At 69.9% G+C, this 18190-nt stretch carries 18 protein-coding genes; 13 read left to right on the top strand and 5 right to left on the bottom strand.

The window, feature by feature from the left end; genetic code table 11:
• Window positions 1-16 precede the first annotated feature (16 nt).
• Window positions 17-1588 carry a long-chain-fatty-acid--CoA ligase gene (locus tag AC1DB1_RS12525; protein WP_477200996.1) on the top strand — a complete coding sequence of 524 codons (1572 nt, stop codon included), beginning with the start codon at window positions 17-19 and terminating at the stop codon, window positions 1586-1588.
• A gap of 43 nt (window positions 1589-1631) precedes the next feature.
• Here the strand turns inward: AC1DB1_RS12525 and AC1DB1_RS12520 are convergent, their stop codons facing one another.
• Together AC1DB1_RS12520 and AC1DB1_RS12515 are read right to left on the bottom strand one after the other, a co-directional pair.
• Window positions 1632-2039, bottom strand: coding sequence for a hypothetical protein (locus AC1DB1_RS12520; RefSeq protein ID WP_271175354.1), 408 nt, complete (start codon window positions 2037-2039; stop codon window positions 1632-1634).
• A 17-nt stretch (window positions 2040-2056) separates the two neighbouring features.
• Window positions 2057-2890 (bottom strand): aldo/keto reductase, encoded by an 834-nt coding sequence (locus AC1DB1_RS12515; protein WP_271175353.1) that lies wholly within the window; start codon window positions 2888-2890, stop codon window positions 2057-2059.
• A 60-nt stretch (window positions 2891-2950) separates the two neighbouring features.
• On the opposite strand from AC1DB1_RS12515, the gene AC1DB1_RS12510 reads away from it, so the two are divergent.
• From AC1DB1_RS12510 to AC1DB1_RS12500, 3 genes are all read left to right on the top strand, one after another.
• Window positions 2951-3433, top strand: coding sequence for a hypothetical protein (locus AC1DB1_RS12510; protein WP_477200995.1), 483 nt, complete (start codon window positions 2951-2953; stop codon window positions 3431-3433).
• 115 nt (window positions 3434-3548) lie between these two features.
• On the top strand, window positions 3549-4196 hold the full coding sequence (gene msuE / locus AC1DB1_RS12505; protein ID WP_477200994.1) for an FMN reductase: 648 nt from the start codon (window positions 3549-3551) through the stop codon (window positions 4194-4196).
• Window positions 4197-4219: 23 nt separating this feature from the next.
• Window positions 4220-5623: an NtaA/DmoA family FMN-dependent monooxygenase gene (locus tag AC1DB1_RS12500; RefSeq protein ID WP_477200993.1), complete on the top strand. Its 1404-nt coding sequence runs from the start codon at window positions 4220-4222 to the stop codon at window positions 5621-5623.
• Between the two features lie 2 nt (window positions 5624-5625).
• On the opposite strand, the gene AC1DB1_RS12495 is transcribed toward AC1DB1_RS12500, so the two are convergent.
• Complete coding sequence (locus tag AC1DB1_RS12495; RefSeq protein ID WP_271175349.1) at window positions 5626-5784, bottom strand: hypothetical protein; 159 nt, start codon at window positions 5782-5784, stop codon at window positions 5626-5628.
• Between the two features lie 11 nt (window positions 5785-5795).
• Window positions 5796-6965 carry a fatty acid desaturase family protein gene (locus AC1DB1_RS12490; protein ID WP_477200992.1) on the bottom strand — a complete coding sequence of 390 codons (1170 nt, stop codon included), beginning with the start codon at window positions 6963-6965 and terminating at the stop codon, window positions 5796-5798.
• 135 nt (window positions 6966-7100) lie between these two features.
• Here AC1DB1_RS12490 and AC1DB1_RS12485 point away from each other — a divergent pair, with 135 nt between their 5' ends.
• Window positions 7101-8951 (top strand): thioredoxin domain-containing protein, encoded by a 1851-nt coding sequence (locus tag AC1DB1_RS12485; RefSeq protein ID WP_477200991.1) that lies wholly within the window; start codon window positions 7101-7103, stop codon window positions 8949-8951.
• A 30-nt stretch (window positions 8952-8981) separates the two neighbouring features.
• On the opposite strand, the gene map is transcribed toward AC1DB1_RS12485, so the two are convergent.
• Entirely contained in the window at window positions 8982-9752 is a 771-nt protein-coding gene (gene map / locus AC1DB1_RS12480) for a type I methionyl aminopeptidase (RefSeq protein ID WP_477200990.1), read from the bottom strand.
• A gap of 105 nt (window positions 9753-9857) precedes the next feature.
• Between map and AC1DB1_RS12475 the strand changes: the two genes are divergently transcribed.
• The 8 genes from AC1DB1_RS12475 (at window position 9858) to AC1DB1_RS12440 (ending at window position 18101) form a co-directional block, all read left to right on the top strand.
• Window positions 9858-10157, top strand: a complete 300-nt coding sequence (locus AC1DB1_RS12475; protein WP_477200989.1) for a helix-turn-helix domain-containing protein — start codon at window positions 9858-9860, stop codon at window positions 10155-10157.
• Window positions 10158-10251: 94 nt separating this feature from the next.
• Complete coding sequence (locus AC1DB1_RS12470) at window positions 10252-11289, top strand: LacI family DNA-binding transcriptional regulator (RefSeq protein ID WP_477200988.1); 1038 nt, start codon at window positions 10252-10254, stop codon at window positions 11287-11289.
• Complete coding sequence (locus AC1DB1_RS12465) at window positions 11286-12242, top strand: carbohydrate ABC transporter permease (protein ID WP_271175343.1); 957 nt, start codon at window positions 11286-11288, stop codon at window positions 12240-12242. Before AC1DB1_RS12470 ends, AC1DB1_RS12465 begins: the two co-directional genes overlap by 4 nt.
• Window positions 12239-13150 carry a carbohydrate ABC transporter permease gene (locus AC1DB1_RS12460; RefSeq protein WP_477200987.1) on the top strand — a complete coding sequence of 304 codons (912 nt, stop codon included), beginning with the start codon at window positions 12239-12241 and terminating at the stop codon, window positions 13148-13150. Before AC1DB1_RS12465 ends, AC1DB1_RS12460 begins: the two co-directional genes overlap by 4 nt.
• Window positions 13151-13221: 71 nt before the next feature.
• Window positions 13222-14514: an ABC transporter substrate-binding protein gene (locus tag AC1DB1_RS12455; RefSeq protein WP_477200986.1), complete on the top strand. Its 1293-nt coding sequence runs from the start codon at window positions 13222-13224 to the stop codon at window positions 14512-14514.
• 123 nt (window positions 14515-14637) lie between these two features.
• On the top strand, window positions 14638-15789 hold the full coding sequence (locus AC1DB1_RS12450) for an ADP-ribosylglycohydrolase family protein (RefSeq protein ID WP_477200985.1): 1152 nt from the start codon (window positions 14638-14640) through the stop codon (window positions 15787-15789).
• Window positions 15790-17169: an ADP-ribosylglycohydrolase family protein gene (locus AC1DB1_RS12445; RefSeq protein ID WP_477200984.1), complete on the top strand. Its 1380-nt coding sequence runs from the start codon at window positions 15790-15792 to the stop codon at window positions 17167-17169.
• The gene (locus AC1DB1_RS12440; RefSeq protein ID WP_477200983.1) at window positions 17166-18101 is read left to right on the top strand and encodes a ribokinase; all 936 of its coding nucleotides are present in this window, start codon (window positions 17166-17168) and stop codon (window positions 18099-18101) included. Before AC1DB1_RS12445 ends, AC1DB1_RS12440 begins: the two co-directional genes overlap by 4 nt.
• Window positions 18102-18190 lie beyond the last annotated feature (89 nt).

Here is an 18190-nt window from a genome sequence, read left to right as displayed (position 1 = left end):
AGACAGGGAGCACCCCATGAGTCATGGTTACGCCACGATGTCGGTCGCGAGCATCCTCGCAGAGACCGCCCACCGGATGCCCGACAATGTCGCGCTGATCTTCGGGGAGCAGCAGATCCGCTACGGCGAGCTCTGGGAGCAGACCAGGCGCTACGCAGGCGCACTACGGGCGCGAGGGCTCGGCGAGGGCGACCCCGTCGCGCTGCTGCTGCCGAACGTCCCCGACTTTCCGCGGGCGTACTACGCCGTGCTCGCCCTCGGCGGCATCGTGGTGCCGGTGCACGCGTTGCTGAAGGCGGAGGAGATCGACTACGTTCTGCGGGACAGCGGCGCGAAGCTGCTGATCTGCGCGGCGCCGCTGCTCGGTGAGGGCGCGAAGGGCGCGGCGCTGGCCGGCATCGAGACGGTCTCGGTGCTGGTGCCGGACGAGCTGACCTCGTCCCTGCCGTTCGCCCGCCTCGAAGACGAGGCCGCGGCCGCGCAGCCGATCGACGCGTACGTTCCGCGCGATCCGTTCGACACGGCCACGATCCTGTACACGAGCGGAACGACCGGCAAGCCCAAGGGTGCAGAGGGCTGCCACTTCTCGCTCGTCGAACAGGTGAACACGCTCGCGGCCGATGCCCTCGATGTCACGGCCGACGACCGCATCCTGGGCTGCCTGCCGCTGTTCCACACCTTCGGCCAGACCTGCGTGATGAACCTCGGGTTCCGGGTCGGGGCCACGATCGTGCTGGTGCCGAAGTTCGACGGCGCGACGGCGCTCGCCCTGCTCAACGCCAATGCGTGCACGGTCATGACCGGCGTGCCCACCATGTACATCGCCCTGCTGGAGGCGGCCAAGTCGAATCCGGAGCGGCCGCCGCTGCGGTACGGGATGTCGGGCGGCGCCGCCATCCCGGTCGCGGTGATCGAGCGGATGAAAGAGGTCTACGGCATCGACGTGCACGAGGGCTACGGGCTGACCGAGACGTCGCCGGTCGCCTCGTTCAACCACCGCGGGGTGCCGACCAGGGTCGGCACCGTCGGCACGCCCATCTGGGGTGTAGACGTGGAGATCGCCGACGCCGAGATCGACGACCGCATCCAGCTGATGCCGCGCGGCGAACTGGGCGAGATCGTCGTGCGCGGGCACAACCTGATGAAGGGCTACCTGAACCTCCCGGCGGCCAACGCCGAGGCCGTGGTCGACGGCTGGTTCCGCACGGGCGACCTCGGAACGAAGAGCGCCGACGACTACATCACGATCGTCGACCGCAAGAAGGACATGATCGTGCGCAACGGGTACAACGTGTACCCGCGCGAGGTCGAGGAGGTGCTGTCGACGCACCCGTCGGTCGCGATGTGCGCCGTGTTCGGTGTCGCGGACGACGCGCACGGCCAGGAGATCATGGCCGTGGTGACGCTCATGCCCGAGGCGACCGCCGAGGGCGAAGATCTCGTCGCGTTCGTGCGCGAGCACGTCGCCGCCTACAAGTTCCCGCGGCGCGTGGAGATCCTGGAGGCGCTGCCGCTGGGGCCGAGCGGCAAGGTGCTCAAGCGGGAGCTGGTGGCGCGCTTCGAGGCGGCGCCCGTGGACGGCGCCTGACCGGCTCCTGACCGGCTCCTGACGGTCGCGCCGGACCGCGCGCTCAGGGCTGGTCGAGCATCCGGAGCTTGTACGACGAGTGCAGGTAGAAGATCGCCAGCGCGCCGTAGACGACGCACGAGACGGCAGGGACGAACGAGTTCTCCGGCTTCGACGCGAGGGCGCCGAGCAGCGAGATGCCCGACCCCACCGCGAGGCCGGCGCCGATCCAGAAACCGGCTGCCGGCCGCGCGGTCGCGCGCCACCAGGCACGCGGGTCTTCACGGTTCTCCGTGGCTCCGCGGAAGGTGCGCACCCCCACCACGACGTACGCGATGTTCAGGATCGCCACGATGACCACATCGATCGTCGGGTTCACCAGGCGCATGAACACGAAGATGTTCAGGACGAACAGGAGGGCGTAGACGCCGACGACGTAGAGGATCTTTCCGGTGATCGAGACGATGCGCACACCGCGAGCCTAACGGGCTAGTTGACCTCGTTGGGGTGGGCGCTGACGCGTCCCTCGCGCTCCATCGACGTGATCGCGGCCACCTCGTCGGCCGTGAGCTCGAAGTCGAAGACGTCGAAGTTCTCGGCCATCCGCTCGCGGCGGTTCGACTTCGGGAACACGATGTTGCCGGTCTGAAGGTGCCAGCGGATGACGACCTGGGCGGGCGACTTCCCGTGGGCGGCGGCGGGGCCGGCGACCTCGGGGGCGTCGAACAGCGGGTACTTGCCCTGGCCGAGCGGACCCCAGGCCTCGATCTGGATGCCGTGCTCGCGCGAGAACGCGGTCACCTCCGGCTGCTGGTGGGCGGGGTGCAGCTCGATCTGGTTGACGGCGGGCACGACGTCGGTGTTCGCGAGCAGCTTCTCGAGGTGCGGCACCAGGAAGTTCGAGACGCCGATGGCCTTGGCGCGGCCGGTCGCGGCGATCTTCTCGAGCGACTTCCAGGCCTGCACGAACGTGTCCTTCTCGGGCGTCGGCCAGTGGATGAGGTACAGGTCGACGTAGTCGAGGCCGAGCTTGGTCAGCGACTCGTCGAAGGCGGCCTCCGCGTCGGTCTGGCGGTCGTTCCAGAGCTTCGTGGTGACGAAGAGCTCGTCGCGGGCGATGCCGGACGACGCGATCGCCTCGCCGACGCCGGTCTCGTTGCCATAGATCGCTGCGGTGTCGATGTGGCGGTAGCCCACCTCCAGCGCGTCGGTGACGATGCGCGTGGTCTCGGCCGGGTCGACCTTGAAGACACCGAAGCCCAGCTGGGGGATGAGGGTGCCGTTGTTGAGTTCGAGTTCAGGAGTATTTGCGTTTGCAACCATTCTTCTACGGTAATCGGTGCGGGGCGCTAACGTCGAATGCACGACGGAGGAGAGGCGCCCATGGCATCGCGAGACGACATCGACCAGCTGGCCACGACGCTCCTCGTGGAGCACGGCGACCGGTTCGACGCGCTGCGCGACCACATGTTCCGCCTGATCGACGCGACCACCGCCGACGAGCATCCGCAGACCACCGAGCCGCTGGCGCTGCTCTCGCCGGTGCGGGATGGCGTGCTGTGCGTCTTCTCCTGCGTGTGCGTCGCCGCCACCGATGGCCAGCCGATCACGGTCATCGCGACGCGGCTGAGCGCGGTCGACCGCGAGGAGGCGGAGGTCGCGCCCACCCATGTCGAGGCCCTCGCGTTCGCGCGCGCCCTGCTCGGCGAATCATGGTTCCAGCAGTCGTTCCGCGAGATCTCGGAGCTGACCGATCCGTCCCGCGCATCGCGTGGTGTGCGCCTGTACCTGTCGGGGGACTTCCAGCCCGGTCTGCCTGCGGTGCTCGGCGACAGCCTCATCCCGACGGTCGAGACCCTGGACTGACGCACACCCGCCCGCACGCCTGCCCGACCCTGCGTGTGTGACGCGCGGGTCGCCTTGGTTGCGGAGTGTGACGCGCACGGTGGCGTGCCGCCCGGCACAGGCCTAGCGTCGTCGCATGTCCCAGCTCTCGTCAGTCTCCGCGACCGGTGCGGTATCCACCGGCGGCGAAGGGTCCACCGGCGCCGCCGGTCGGCCGTTGCGCGTCGTCGCCGTCTCCGGCAGCCTCCACACGCCGTCCAAGACGACGGCTCTCGTGCGGGAGATCCTCGCCTCGTTCGGGCGCGAGCTCTCCATCGACGCCCACCTGATCGCGGTCAACGAGATCGGCCCCGACTTCGCAGGCACGCTGCGGCGCGACGAGCTGCCGCCCTCGGTGGAGGACGAACTGCAGCGCATCGAGAACGCCGACCTGCTCGTCGTGGCGAGCCCCGTGTACCGCGCATCGTTCACCGGCCTGTTCAAGCACCTGTTCGACTTCGTCGGTCAGTACGCACTCGTGGACACCCCGGTGCTGCTCGCCGCCACCGGCGGCTCCGACCGGCACGCCCTCATCATCGAGCACCAGTTCCGGCCGCTGTTCGGGTTCTTCCAGGCGCTCACCCTGCCGATCGGCGTCTACGCGAATGACTCCGACTTCACCGCCGGTGCGGTCACGAGCCTCGACCTGCAGGAGCGGATCGATCTGGCGGTCGCCCGGTCGCTCCCACTGATCCGCAGCAACGTGGCCGAGGCCGACTCGATCGCGAAGTACCTGGGCCGATGAGCATCGGGCTGAGCGCCTGAGGCATGGCGCGCACGCTCATCCTCGGCGCGGTGTTCCGCGCGCTCGGCGCCTACCCCTCGGGTTGGCGCTATCCGGGGGCGCACAGCAACCCGCTCGGCGATCCCGCCGTGCTGCGCGCGACGGCGCGTGCGGCGGAGGCGGCGAAACTCGACTACCTCTTCTTCGGCGAGTGGCTGGCGACCGGGCCCGATCTGGAGTTCCGCGATCCCGATCTGCTCGCGCGTCTCGATCCGATGAGCTCGATCGCGTTCCTGGCCGGCGTCACCAAGCGGATCGGCCTGATCGCGACCGCGAACAGCGGGTATTTCGACCTGTACACGCTTGCGCGCCAGACCGCCTCGATCGACCGCTTGAGCGGTGGTCGCGCCGGCATCAACATCGTCACCGGCGCCGACCCGCGGGCGGCGGGCAACCACGGACGCGGTCCCGGGGGAGCCGAGCCGCGCTACGACGAGGCCACCGAGTACCTGCGCGCGCTCCGGCTACTCTGGGACAGCTGGGAGGACGACGCGTTCGTGCGCGATCGTCGCACCGGCCGGCTGATCGACCCGGAGAAGCTGCACCGCACGGATGCGCAGGGAGAGTTCGTGAGCGTGACGGGACCGCTCAACGCCGCGCGCCCGGTGCAGGGCCACCTGCCGATCGTGCACGCGGGAGGATCGTCGCGGTCGCGTCGACTCGCGGCGGAACTCGCCGACCTGGCCCTGGTCGCCCAGCCGTCGTTGCGGGAGGCGGTGGCCTACCGATCCGAGCTGATCGCGCAGTCGCGGGCGTACGGCCGCCCGGACGACCCGCGGGTGATCACCCCGATCCTGCCGGTCGTCGCCGAGTCGACGCGTGAGGCGCAGGAGGTTTTCGACGACCTCCTGCGGTTGGTGCCCCTCGACGACGGCTCTCCGCTCGCGCAGTCCGCGGACTTCCCGGCGAACCGCTCGATCCGTGCGTTGTCATCGGTGGTCGGTGTTCCGCTCGGCGCCCCCGATCTCGACGACGACGTGCCGCTGCGCGTCGCGCGCCGCTTCGCCGACGGCGGGCAGCGGCTGCTCGAACTCGTCGAGCGTCGAACCGGGCGGCGCCTCGGGGGCGAGCGCGCCGTGACCTATCGTCAGCTGCTCGCGACCCACGCCGTGCCGGCGGCCGCGGTCGTCGGCAGCGGCGCCGAGGTCGCCGACCACCTGCAGGAATGGTTCGAGGCCGGCGCGGTCGACGGCTTCAACGTGCTCACGCCGTTCCTGAACGGTCAGTTCAGTGCGTTCACGGGACTGGTCGTGCCCGAGCTGCAGCGGCGCGGGCTGTTCCGCACCGAGTACGAGGGGCGCACTTTGCGCGAGCACCTCGGCCTCTCGACACCGGCGAACCTGCACGACTCCGCCGCCGGCGGCGCTGCCGGGCGGCGGAGGGCCTGACGTCAGGGCGTCCTGTGGTTCGCGCGCTGCGCGATGCCGAACGCCAGCGTTCCGATGAACAGGATCGCCGCGATGATGCCGAGCCAGAGGAGTCCGTCGAAGGCGAACCCGACGACGCCGAGGGCCGCCCACACGACCAGGAGGATGATGATGACCGCCATGATGTACCGCCTCAGCTCTCGTCGGCCGCGCTCGGCGGCAGGATCGCCGGCACGATGGCCGGGAAGTCGGGCGAGCGGGCGCCGGTGCGGATGATCGCGCCGGGAGTGGCTCGCAGCTCGAGCAGGGGGCAGTCGAACGGGTCCTTCTCGCCGAGCCCGACCCGGTTGATGTAGTGGGTCACGATCACATACGACGCGATCAGGGTCGTCTCCGTGTAGTGCACGCCGTGCTCGTCGCAGAACGCCCGGATGGCGGGCGCCGCGCGCCGCAGGTGCGGGCGCGGCATCGACGGGAAGAGGTGGTGCTCGATCTGGTAGTTGAGGCCGCCCATCATGAAGTCGAGCATCCTGCTGCCCCGGATGTTGCGGCTCATCAGCACCTGGCGGTTGAGGAAATCGAGCTTGGCATCGTGCGGAACCAGCGGCATCCCCTTGTGGTTCGGGGCGAAGGAGATGCCCATGTAGAAGCCGAACAGGCCGAGCTGGACCGCGAGGAAGACGGCCGCCTTGTCCGGTGACAGCACCAGCAACACCAGGGCCAGATAGCCGAAGATCCGCACGGCGAGAAAAGCGATCTCCACCGGCCGGCGCTGCAGCGGTTCCCTGAGGAACATGCGCCGCACGCTCGACGCGTGCAGCGAGAGTCCCTCCAGCAGCAGGATCGGGAAGAAGAACCAGCCCTGGTGGCCGATGACCCATTGGAACAGGGGAGGGCGCCTCGAGAGTGCCTGCGCGGGGGTGAAGGCCACCACAGGCAGATCGATATCGGGGTCGACGCCCTCCCTGTTCGGATTGGCGTGGTGGCGCGTGTGCTTGTGCTGCCACCAGCCGTAGCTCATGCCGACGAAGAGGTCGCCGACCACGAGACTCGTCCAGTCGTTCCAGCGGCCGGAGCGGAAGATCTGACGGTGCGCAGCGTCGTGTCCGAGGAACGCGATCTGCGTGAAGACGAAGGCGAACAGCGCCGCGGTGAACAGCTGCCACCAGCTGTCGCCGATGAGGACGAAGAGGCCGATGGCCGCGAGGGTGACCACGGGGACGAGGATGAGCTTCGTCCAGTAGTAGCCGTACCGTCGTCGCATCAGACCGGAGGTGCGGATCATCGCGGCGAGCGCCGAGTAGGAATCGGGGGACGCGCCCCCGTTGCCGATCGTGACCGATCGTGTCGTTTCCTGTGGCATCCGGACTCCCTCAGCGCGTCTGGCACCGGGGTCCGGGGTACGGACTCCAGTTTACGCTCGGTCGGCGGATGGCGCCGAAGCTCCCGGCCAACGCGCAGCCTGCCGCCCGCGACCGGCGGCGCGTATGGTGGCCGCATGGCGAATCGGCTCGCGGACGCGATCAGCCCGTATCTGCGCTCGCACGCGGACAACCCCGTCGACTGGTTCCCCTGGGGGGCCGAGGCCTTCGCCGAGGCGGAGCGACGGGATGTCCCCGTGCTGATCTCCGTCGGCTACGCCACCTGCCACTGGTGCCACGTGATGGCCCGCGAGAGCTTCAGCGACCCGGTGCTGGCCGCGGAGCTGAACGCGCGGTTCGTCGCCGTGAAGGTCGACAGGGAAGAGCATCCGGATGTCGACGCGGGCTATCTGTCGGCTGCGAGCGCGTTCACAGGAAATCTCGGCTGGCCGCTCACTGTGTTCACGACGCCGCGCGGACGTGCCTTCTACGCGGGCACCTACTTCCCTCCGCTTCCGATCGCCGGACGGGCCTCGTTCCGGCAGGTGCTCGACGCGGTCTGGGACGCCTGGGAGAACCGTCGCGCCGAGGTGGACGCCAACGCGGCTGCCGTCGTCGGCGCCCTCGTTGCAGCCTCGGAGGCCGCCACCGCCGCCGCCGATCTGCCGGCCGAGCGCGAGCTGGACGATGCCGTCGCGGTGCTCGCCGCTGCCGAGGACACCGAGTACGGCGGGTTCGGCACCGCACCGAAGTTCCCTGTCGCCCCGGTGCTCGGCTTTCTGCTCTCCCGCCCGGCGGGCACCGGCGTCGCACTCCGCGCGCTCGAGCGGATGGCGTCGTCACCGCTGCACGACGGCGTGGACGGCGGATTCTTCCGGTACTCCACTCGCCGCGACTGGGGCGACCCGCACTACGAGCGGATGCTCTACGACAACGCCCTGCTGCTGCGCGACTACGCGACGGCCTGGCAGTTGACGGCGGACGAGTGGGCCGAGCGCACGGCGGACGGCGTGGCGGGCTTCCTCCTCGACGTGCTGCGGCGCCCGACGGGCGGCTTCGCCTCGGCGCAGGACTCCGAGAGCACGATCGACGGCGCCAGGGTCGAGGGGACGTACTACCGGTCGACGGCGCAGGAGCGCGCGAACCTCGAGGCGCCGCCGATCGACGGAAAGGTGCTGACCGGCTGGAACGGCCTGGCGATCGGAGCACTGGCGCGCGCCGGCTTCGCGCTGGACCGACCGGCCTGGATCGCGGCGGCCGTGCAGGCGGCCGAGCTGTTGCTCGAGCGTCACGTCCGCGACGACGGTACGCTCGTACGCACCTCCCTCGGCGACCGGGTCTCCGACGCCTCGGCGACCCTCGAGGACTACGGCGCTTTCGCCGGCGGCCTGCTCGAACTCGCACTCGTGACCGGTGACGTGGGCTTCGCCTCCGCCGCCCGCGATCTGATCGATCTGTGCCTCGACGCCGCCGGTGAGACGGTCTGCCCGTTCGAGGTGCCGGGCGGCGGCGATCCGGTGCTGCAGAGCAACGGGATGGCCATCCGGGTCGATCCGTCGGAGGGGGCGTACCCGTCTGGTCTGTCGTCGGCGGCCGCGGCGGCGCACACGCTCTACCTGCTGACGGGCCAGCGCCGCTACGAGCGGGCGTCCCGCGAGGCCATGCGGCTCGTGGCCGCGCCGGCCGGGGCGACGCCGAGCGCGTTCGGCGCGGCGCTCGAGCTCATGTCGGCGCTCGCCGCGGAGCCGGAGCAGCTGGTGGTCGTGCTGCCGGGCGGCGGGGGAGACGCCTCCGGAATGGTCGACGCCGTTCGCGGCCGGCCGAGCGGTCTGGTCGCCGTCGTCGACGAGTCGCAGGCCGAGGCGTTCGCTGCAGCCGGGTTCGAGCTGTTCGCGGCGCGGACGACGCGCGACGGCCTGCCGACGGCGTACCTGTGCCACGACTTCGTCTGCCGGCTGCCCGTGACGCTGCCCGCCGCCCTGGGCTGACGCCCGCCCGGTCGCTAGCTCTGCCGGTCGCTAGCTCGGCAGGGTGAGGATCTCGGCGCCGCCGGCGGTGATGGCGATCGTGTGCTCGCTGTGCGCCGTGCGGCAGCCGGTCGCGCTTCGCAGCGTCCACCCGTCCGCGTCGGTGACGAGCTCGTCGGTGTCGGCCATGACCCACGGCTCCAAGGCGAGCAGCAGGCCCGGGCGCAGCCGGTAGCCTCGGCCCGGCCGTCCGCTGTTCGAGACGTGCGGGTCCTGATGCATCGTCGATCCGATCCCGTGTCCGCCGAACTCGAGGTTGATCGGGTACCCCGCCGCGCTCAGGACGGAGCCGATGGCGGAGGAGATGTCGCCGATGCGCGCTCCGGGGGCCGCCGCGGCGATGCCGGCGCCCAGCGCCCGTTCGGTCGCGCCGATCAGCGCGACACTCTCCGGGGACCGTGATCCGCCCACGACGAAGCTGATGGCGGAGTCCGCTGCGACTCCGTGCAGCGAGACGGCGAGGTCGAGGGTCAGCAGATCGCCGTCGGCGAGCGCGTAGTCGTGCGGGAGCCCGTGGAGCACCGCATCGTTGACGGCCGTGCAGATGTAGTGGCCGAACGGACCGCGCCCGAACGACGGCGCGTAGTCGACGTAACAGGACTGCGCTCCGGCGCCGACGATCATCCTCTCGGCCCAGTCGTCGATGTCGAGGAGGTTCGTGCCGACCGTGACGCGGCTCTTCAGCGAGCGCAGAATGCCGCCGACCAGAGCCCCGGTCTCGCGGGCTCGCGCCAGTTCGTCGGGGTTCAGGATCTCGATCATGCGGTGCCTCTCTGATGGATCTCACGCCTGCCGGATCTCACGGCACCGATAACTATACCGGTCAGACTATCCCAGCACTTCTATCCCGGTACTACAATCGGAACCATGGTCAGGTTGCCCCTCACGCCCGCGGACGTCGAACGCGGAGAACGGCTCGGCGCCCTGCTGCGGCAGGCCAGGGGCGAGCGCTCGATGCTCCACACCGCGCTCGATGCCGGCATCTCGCCCGAGACGCTCCGCAAGATCGAGACGGGCAGGGTGGCGACCCCCGCCTTCCCGACCATCGCCGCGATCGCGGCCGTCCTCGGGCTCTCCCTCGACGCGCTGTGGGCCCAGGTCGAGCAGCCGGAACGCGACGCCGTGCCGCCCGCGGCCGCCGACGCTCGCGGGCGAATGGCCTCGTAGCCCCGCCTTCTGCACTGATCCGTTCGTCACCCTCGATCTGCGATGTGCTATCGTCTCTGTAAACGTTCTTGTAAACGTTTACGAACCTTCGATGATGCAGGGAGCACCAGTGGTCGAGACCAGGAAGTCGACGCTCGTCCTCGTGGCCGAGCGCGCCGGAGTATCGATCGCATCGGTCTCCCGCGTGCTGAACGGGCTGCCGGCCTCGCCGCAGCTCACCGAGAAGGTGCGCGAAGCGGCGGAAGCCTTGGGCTACGTGCCCGACGCCACCGCCCGGTCGCTCAAAGTCGGGCGGACCGACCAGATCGCCTTCGCCGTCGCCGACGTCGGAAACCCCGTCTACGTCGCCATGATGCACGAGGTGTCGCGCGTCGTCTCCAAGGCCGGGTTCCGCCTCGTGCTCTCGTCGACCGGTAACGATCCGCAGGACCAGATCGAACTGCTTTCGAGCCTCAACCGAGGCTTCGCCGACGGGCTCCTGCTCAGCCCGCTGCGCGTCACCGAGCCGCTGGTCGCTGCACTGCGGTCGAGCCGGCTCCCGATCGTGATCATCGGTTCGCTGCCGGCCGGCGTCGAACTCGACAACGTACGGGCCGACTCGGTCGCCGGCATCGGGCTCGCCGTCGAGCACCTGGTCGAGCAGGGCCGCAAGCACATCGCGTTCGTCAACGGCCCCGTCGACACCGTCCCCGGTGCGGCTCGACTCAGCGGATATCTGACCTCCATCGAGCGATTCGGCCTCACGACCACCGCCGACCTGCAGGTCACGGCCTCGGACTTCACCTACAAGGCAGGGCGCAAGGCGGCCGCGCGTCTGCTCGCGCAGTCGTCGCCGGACGCGATCGTCTGCGCGAACGACCTGCTGGCCGTCGCAACCCTCAAAGAGCTCACGAGCCGGGGGATCCGCGTCCCCGACGACGTGGCCGTCGTCGGCATGGACGACACGGATGCCGCCGAGCTCGCCAATCCCTCGATCACGAGCGTCGACCTCGGTTCGGCAAAGCGTGCGAAGGCAGCCGCGAAGCTGCTCATCCGGCGCCTCGCAGATCCCGGTGCGCCCGTGAAGCAGGTGGTGATCGAACCGACCCTGTCGGTCCGGGAGTCCTCGGTGCTGGCGGAGGTGACCGTATGACGACGGCCGCACCCGTGGTGATCGCTCCGGGCGATGCTGCCAAGACGCCCAAGCGCCGTAAGCGCAACCGGGGAGGCCCGGCGGGCGGCGGTGGGAAGGACGCGTGGCTGCTCGTCCTCCCGGCGTTGATCCCGGTCGTGCTGTTCAGCGTCTACCCGCTGGTCCAGGGCATCCTGCTCGGCTTCACGGATGCCCGTGCCGGGCTCAACCTGCCGGTGAACTTCAACGGCGTCGACAACTACGTGAAGCTCAGCGGCAACCAGCTGTTCTGGAGCTCGTTCGGCATCGGCCTCGTCTGGGCCTTCAGCGTGACGATCCTGCAGTTCCTCGCCTCGCTCGGCCTCGCGCTCCTCCTCAACCTGAACCTTCGGCTGCGCTGGCTCGCCCGCACCCTCGCCCTCGTGCCGTGGGCGATGCCGCCCGTGATCATCGCCATCATGTGGCGCCTGATGCTCAACCCGAGTTACGGGCCGATCAACCAGTCGCTGCACGCCGTGGGCCTGCCGAGCGACATCAACTGGCTCGGCAACGCCTCCATCGCTCTGCCCGTCGTGATCATCGTTGGTGTCTGGGCGGGGATGCCGCAGACCACGATCACGCTGCTCGCCGGCCTGCAGAACGTGCCGGCCGAACTGCACGAGGCCGCCTCGATCGACGGCGCCGGCGCCTGGAAGCGGTTCTGGCACGTCACGCTTCCCGCCCTGCGGCCCATCATCGTCGCCATCACGACGCTCGACCTGATCTGGAACTTCAACTCGTTCGCGCTGGTCTACGTGCTCACCGCTGGCGGCCCGGGAGGGACAACGATGCTGCCGATGCTCTTCGCCTACAACGAGGCGTTCCGCTACGGCAACTTCGGCTACGCCGCGGCGATGGGCAACGTCATGGTCATCGTGATCGCGATCTTCCTGTTCGTCTACCTGCGCGGCCAGATGAGGAGCCGTAACTCATGACCACCGTCGAGAACCGCCCGACATCGTCCTCCACGCCCTCCGGCTCACCGGAGAAGTCGCACAGCGCCTCCATCCGGCGGGGCCGCCTGATCGGCCGGCCGCTGCAGTACGTCGCGCTGTTCGCCTACATGATCTTCCTCGCGTTCCCGCTGCTGTTCCTGCTCACGACGGCGTTCAAGACGCCGCAGGAACTGCAGTCGCCGAACCCCGGGTTCCTGCCGACGAGCCTGAACTGGGACAACTTCGTGCAGGCGATCGAGAAGGCGAACCTGTTCACGGCCGCAGGCAACAGCCTGATCGTCGCCGTCTCCACCACGGTCCTGGTGACGGCCATCTCGCTTCCGGCGGCCTACGCGCTGGCCCGCTTCCGCACCAAGCTGCGGGGGATCGCCACCGGCTGGATCCTGCTGAGCCAGGTGTTCCCGTTCATCCTGATCATCATCCCGCTGTTCCTGGTGCTCAAGAACATCGGCCTGATCAACAACCTCTTCGGGCTGGTGCTCGTCTACACGGTGTGGTCGCTGCCGTTCGCGCTGTGGATGCTGCAGGGCTACGTCGCCGGCATCCCGGTCGAGCTCGAAGAGGCGGGGGCGATGGATGGCGCGAGTCGTTTCCGCACCCTGCGCACCATCGTGCTGCCGCTGCTCGCGCCCGGCCTGGTCGCCACCAGCCTGTTCACCTTCATCTCCGCGTGGAACGAGTTCTTCTTCGCCCTCGTGCTGATCCAGGACCCCAACCTGCAGACCCTGCCCCTCGCCCTCGCCCGCTTCGTCGGCGCCGAAGGACAGGTGCAGCTGGGGCAGCTCGCCGCGGCTTCGCTGCTGGCGACCATCCCGAGCCTGGTCTTCTTCCTGCTCATCCAGAAACGCCTGACCTCCGGGCTGCTCAGCGGCGCCGTCAAAGGCTAGGCGCACCGCACCACCACCGCATCACCGCACCTCTGCATCACCTCCGCACTCCATCCGAAAGAGAGAAAGCAATGCGCAACAAGATCCTCGCCCGCACGGGCATCGCGCTCGCCGGCATCGTGGCCGCGTCGCTCGCGCTCGCCGGCTGCTCGTCGTCGGGCTCCGACTCGTCGAGCGGCGGCAAGGTCACGCTGACCTTCCAGTCGCTGGCCTACCAGGACACCACCGTCGCCGCGACGAAGAGCATCGTCGACTCCTGGAACAAGGCGAACCCGAACATCCAGGTGAAGCTCCAGCAGGGCAGCTGGGACAACGTGCACGACCAGCTGGTCACGCAGTTCCAGGGCGGCACCGCTCCCGACATCATCCACGACGAGTCGGCCGACATCATGGGGTTCGCCGGCCAGGGCTACCTCGCCGACCTCAGCAAGTATCTGAGCGACGACGTCAAGAAGGAGGTCTCGAACGACGTCTGGAGCTCGGTGACCACCGGCGACGGCAAGATCGTCGCCGCCCCGACGCTGCTGCAGTCGTACGTCGTGTTCGCGAACACCGACGCGCTGAAGAAGGCCGGCGCGACCGCTCCGACCGGGTCGTCGATGAGCTGGGATGACTTCCAGAGCCTGTCGAAGAAGCTCACCTCGGGCGGGAACTTCGGCACCGGCTGGGGCATGAAGCAGCCGACGGCGACAGTGATGAACCTCGCGCTCGGCTTCGACGGCACGTTCTTCGATAACAAGGACGGCAAGTCGACCATCCACGTCGGCGACGACGAGCTGCAGGTCCCGAACCGCATCCACGACATGGCCTACACCGACAAGTCGCTCGACCCGGTCTCCCTGACCCAGAGCGGCACGGATGTGCTCCCCGGCTTCTTCGGCGGGAAGTACGGCATGTACGTCGGCGGCAACTACGTGGCCCAGCAGATCACCGAGTCCGCTCCGTCCGGCTTCAACTGGACCGTGCTCCCGCCGCTGGCGGGGTCGGACGGCGCCGCCCAGGCGGCCAACCCGCAGACCATGTCGGTCTCGGCCCAGAGCAAGCACGTCGAACAGGCTGCGAAGTTCATCGACTACTTCATGGGCGCGGAGAACCAGGCCAAGCTCGCAGAGGGCGACTGGCTGATCCCGGCGTCGGCTGCGGCGCGCACGCAGGTCGCGAAGGACACCGCAGGCAAGAACGGCTGGGACACCATCCTGAAGTCGGGCGACGAGCTGAAGGCGGCACCGTTCCAGGCGGCCACCGGCTACCCGCAGTGGAAGGACCAGTACGCGACGCCGGCCCTGCAGAAATACCTGGCGAACGCGATCAGCCTCGACGAGCTCAAGAAGCAGCTCACCGACGGCTGGAAGGCGCTCGGCTGACCCCGTCTTCGAGTTTCGGACCTGTTGCGTCGGGATCGGCTGATCGGGCGCAACAGGTTCGGACCCGACGGGAGCCGTACGGGCGTCGAGCGATAAGACAGTAGAAACACAAAGGAGAAGGTTATGGACGCGCTGGTCACGAAGGCGACGGGGGCGCTCGCGGGCGCGGCAGTGGGCGACGCGCTCGGTGGAGCGGCGGAGGGCAACACGCCCGACGCCATCCAGGAACGCTACGACGGCTTCATCACCGGCATCGTCCCGCCGTTCCTCGAAGACTGGCGCAACGCCCGCCCGATCGCGCCGTACCACAAGGGCGACGGGCACGTCACCGACGACACCCTGATGACCACGGCACTCGTCGACGTCTACGACACGGTGCGCGATCACCTCGACGCCTACGCGATCGCCGACCACCTGGTGCCGCTGCTGATCGGCGACAAGCGCTGGATCCCCGAGTTCGAGTCGGAGGGCCTGCTGCTGCACCGCATCTTCCTCGCGGAGAAGTGGCTGGTCGCGCGCCTGCACTACGGTCACATCGACCCCCGCGAGGCCGGTGTCGGCAACATCGTCAACTGCGGCGCGACCATGTATGTCGCGCCGATCGGGATCGTCAACGCCGGCGCACCGGATGCAGCGTACGCCGAGGCGATCGACGTCGCCGGCGCCCACCAGTCCAGCTACGGCCGGGAGGCGGCCGGTGTCTACGCCGCGGCTGTCGCCGAGGCGATGCGCCCGGGCGCCAGCGTCGCCGATGTCGTGGACACGGCGCTCCGGCTGGCCAAGGACGGCACGCGTGACGCGATCGACGCTGTCGTGGAGGCGGCCTCGGGCATCTCCGACTGGCGCGGCGGGCTCGGCGTGCTCCGCGCGGCGGTGACGCCGTTCGACACCGTGGGGCCGAACTACCGCCAGCCGGCTCGGGATGCCCGCATCCCCAGCCGCACCAAGTCGATCGAGGAGCTGCCGATCGCTCTGGGCATGCTCGTCGCCGCACAGGGGGATTACCGCGAGGCGGTTCTCGGGTCCATCAACTACGGCCGCGACTCCGACTCGATCGCCGTGATGGCGGGATCGCTGGCCGGTGCGCTCGATGGCATCGACGCCGTGCCGGCCGAGTGGGTCGACGGCGTGAGCGAGGGCAGCCGCATGGACATCACCGCCACCGGCTCCGTGATCGCCTCGGTCGCGCGGGACGTCTGGGCGGCCGACGCCGACCGGGCGAGCCGCACCGCCGCCTCGCGCTCGGCGTTCGCCGCCGATCTCGAGGTCGCCTAGATGCTCCGGCTGAGCTGGACGCAGCCGGAGGACCTCCTTCCGCACGCTCTCGTCGCCGCCGAGCTCGACGGCCGTGACGTCGCCGACCTGCGCTTGCGATGGGTCGCCGCGGGCGGAACGCCCGATGCAGCGGTGAGCGGCGCGACGCCCGAACCGGCGCCAGACCCGCTGCGCGCGCTGGCTCGCGAGCTCCTCGCAGAGATCGATCAGCGGCCGGCTCCGGCTGCGCTGGTGGCCGCAGAACCCGATGACCTCGACGCGATCCTGGCGGCAGCGCCGGCGGTGTGGGCGGCGCCTGCACCGGAAATGCAGCCCGCCGACCTCGACGATCGCGTGCTCGGCGCCTGGCTGGGCCGCGCATCCGGCTGTCTGCTCGGCAAGCCGGTGGAGAAGATCTCGCTGGAGGGCATCCGGGCCATCGGACGCTCCACCGGCAACTGGCCGATCGCCTCGTACTTCACCGAGGTCGGACTCGACCCGGACGTCGCGGCCCGCTATCCGTGGAACCGCAGAAGCCGCCCGACGAGCCTCCTCGAGAACATCGACGGGATGCCGGAGGACGACGACCTCAACTTCCCGCTGATCGCGCTCGGGCTGCTCGAGCGGATCGGCACCGGCTTCACGACCGACGACGTCGCTCAGGCCTGGCTGAGCGACCTGCCGGGTGGCCGGGTCTTCACCGCCGAGCGCATCACCTACCGCAACCTGCTCGACGGCTACGAGCCCGATGTGGCCGGAGCCGTGCAGAACCCGTTCAGGGACTGGATCGGCGCGCAGATCCGCACCGACGTCTACGGCTGGGTGAACCCGGGCGACCCGGTCGCGGCCGCACGGCTCGCGTGGACCGACGGTCGGCTGAGTCACGGTCGCAGCGGCCTGTACGGCGCGATGTTCGCGGCGGCCGCCTGCTCCGCCGCGGTGGTCGCGACGTCGGTCTCGGAGGTCGTGGCCGCCGGATGCTCCGTGGTCCCCGCCGGCAGTCGCTACGCGGCCGCGATCGCACGTGGTGTCGAACTGGGCGCCGGAGACCTCGACGACGAGGCCGCCGTCGACGCGCTCCACGCCGAGTTCGGACGGCTGCACTGGGTGCACGCGCTCAGCAACTCCTCGCTGCTGGCCTTCGCCCTGACCCGCGGCGACGGCGACTTCGAACGCTCGATCACCCTCGCGGTGAGCGGAGGGTGGGACACCGACTCGGTCGGGGCGACCGTCGGCTCGATCACGGGCGCCCTGACCGGCGCGCGCGGCCTCCCCGGCAGGTGGACCCGTCCTCTGCACGACACCCTCGCCACGAGCGTGCCCGGCTTCGCGGGAGCGCGCTTCACCGACCTCGCAGCGCGCACCGTCGCGCTGGCTCCGGCACCGGCGGCCACGCGATGAGCGTCGTCGTCGTCGGAAGCGCCAATCTCGACCTGGTGTATCGGGTCGAGCGCATCCCTGCGCCCGGTGAGACCGTCCTGGCGACGGGCGCGGACTCCGCTCCCGGAGGCAAGGGCAACAATCAGGTCACCGCCGTGGCCCGCGCCGGAGGCGATGCGACCTTCATCGCCGCCATCGGCGACGACGCAGCGGGAGACCGGCTCGAGGCCGGACTCATCGAGGCCGGCGTCGACCTGCGCGTGCGGCGCAGCGATCGGCCCACCGGAACCGCGGTGATCACCGTCGACGACGGCGCCGAGAATGCGATCGTCGTCGACTCCGGCGCCAACCGGACGCTCGTCGACCTCACCGACGTCGAGCGCGACCTCATCGCCGGCGCGGATGTGCTGCTGCTCCAGCTGGAGACGCCGCTCGAGACCGTCGAACGGGCCGCCGGCGTCGGGCACGCCGCCGGAGCGACGGTCGTGCTGAACGCCGCGCCCATCCGGCCGCTCCCGGCGGAGCTGCTCAGCACGGTCGACCTGCTCATCGTCAACGAGCACGAGGCGGCGCAGCTGGCCGCCGACACGCACGGTGCCTTCCGCGGACGCGCCGATGAGGAGGAGCTCGCCCAGGTGCTGAGCTCCCTCGGGCTCGCCGTGATCATCACCCTCGGCTCCCGCGGCGCCCTCGTCTGCGTTCCCGGGGAGCCTCCGGCGCACGTCGCCGGCCACCCGGTCGACGCCGTCGACACCACCGGCGCCGGCGACACCTTCTGCGGGGCCCTGGTCGCCGAGCTCGACCGCAGCGGCGGCGGGCGACCCGATCTCGGCCGGCTCGTCGACGCCGCCGCGTTCGCCACTGTCGCGGCCGCGCTCTCCGTGCAGCGGCCGGGCGCCGTCCCCTCCATTCCCACACTCGAGGAGATTCACGATTTCCGCGCGACCAGCTGACCCGGCCTTCCGGCCCGACCCGGCCCTCCGGCCGGACCCGGCCCTTCCGTTCGATCCGGACGAGGAGAACACCAACGACTTCGATCCGC

The sequence above is a fragment of the Leifsonia sp. 10N434 genome, from assembly GCF_056394405.1.
This window is presented reverse-complemented; position numbering and strand designations above follow the sequence as displayed.

Coding starts and splice junctions, on each gene's coding strand:
- map (WP_477200990.1), bottom strand. CDS start 9,752: ATGATCGAGATCCTGAACCCCGACGAACTGGCGCGAGCCCGCGAGACC.
- AC1DB1_RS12515 (WP_271175353.1), bottom strand. CDS start 2,890: ATGGTTGCAAACGCAAATACTCCTGAACTCGAACTCAACAACGGCACC.
- AC1DB1_RS12490 (WP_477200992.1), bottom strand. CDS start 6,965: ATGCCACAGGAAACGACACGATCGGTCACGATCGGCAACGGGGGCGCG.
- AC1DB1_RS12485 (WP_477200991.1), top strand. CDS start 7,101: ATGGCGAATCGGCTCGCGGACGCGATCAGCCCGTATCTGCGCTCGCAC.
- AC1DB1_RS12525 (WP_477200996.1), top strand. CDS start 17: ATGAGTCATGGTTACGCCACGATGTCGGTCGCGAGCATCCTCGCAGAG.
- AC1DB1_RS12445 (WP_477200984.1), top strand. CDS start 15,790: ATGCTCCGGCTGAGCTGGACGCAGCCGGAGGACCTCCTTCCGCACGCT.
- AC1DB1_RS12495 (WP_271175349.1), bottom strand. CDS start 5,784: ATGGCGGTCATCATCATCCTCCTGGTCGTGTGGGCGGCCCTCGGCGTC.
- AC1DB1_RS12450 (WP_477200985.1), top strand. CDS start 14,638: ATGGACGCGCTGGTCACGAAGGCGACGGGGGCGCTCGCGGGCGCGGCA.
- AC1DB1_RS12465 (WP_271175343.1), top strand. CDS start 11,286: ATGACGACGGCCGCACCCGTGGTGATCGCTCCGGGCGATGCTGCCAAG.
- AC1DB1_RS12455 (WP_477200986.1), top strand. CDS start 13,222: ATGCGCAACAAGATCCTCGCCCGCACGGGCATCGCGCTCGCCGGCATC.
- msuE (WP_477200994.1), top strand. CDS start 3,549: ATGTCCCAGCTCTCGTCAGTCTCCGCGACCGGTGCGGTATCCACCGGC.
- AC1DB1_RS12440 (WP_477200983.1), top strand. CDS start 17,166: ATGAGCGTCGTCGTCGTCGGAAGCGCCAATCTCGACCTGGTGTATCGG.
- AC1DB1_RS12475 (WP_477200989.1), top strand. CDS start 9,858: ATGGTCAGGTTGCCCCTCACGCCCGCGGACGTCGAACGCGGAGAACGG.
- AC1DB1_RS12500 (WP_477200993.1), top strand. CDS start 4,220: ATGGCGCGCACGCTCATCCTCGGCGCGGTGTTCCGCGCGCTCGGCGCC.
- AC1DB1_RS12460 (WP_477200987.1), top strand. CDS start 12,239: ATGACCACCGTCGAGAACCGCCCGACATCGTCCTCCACGCCCTCCGGC.
- AC1DB1_RS12470 (WP_477200988.1), top strand. CDS start 10,252: ATGCAGGGAGCACCAGTGGTCGAGACCAGGAAGTCGACGCTCGTCCTC.
- AC1DB1_RS12510 (WP_477200995.1), top strand. CDS start 2,951: ATGGCATCGCGAGACGACATCGACCAGCTGGCCACGACGCTCCTCGTG.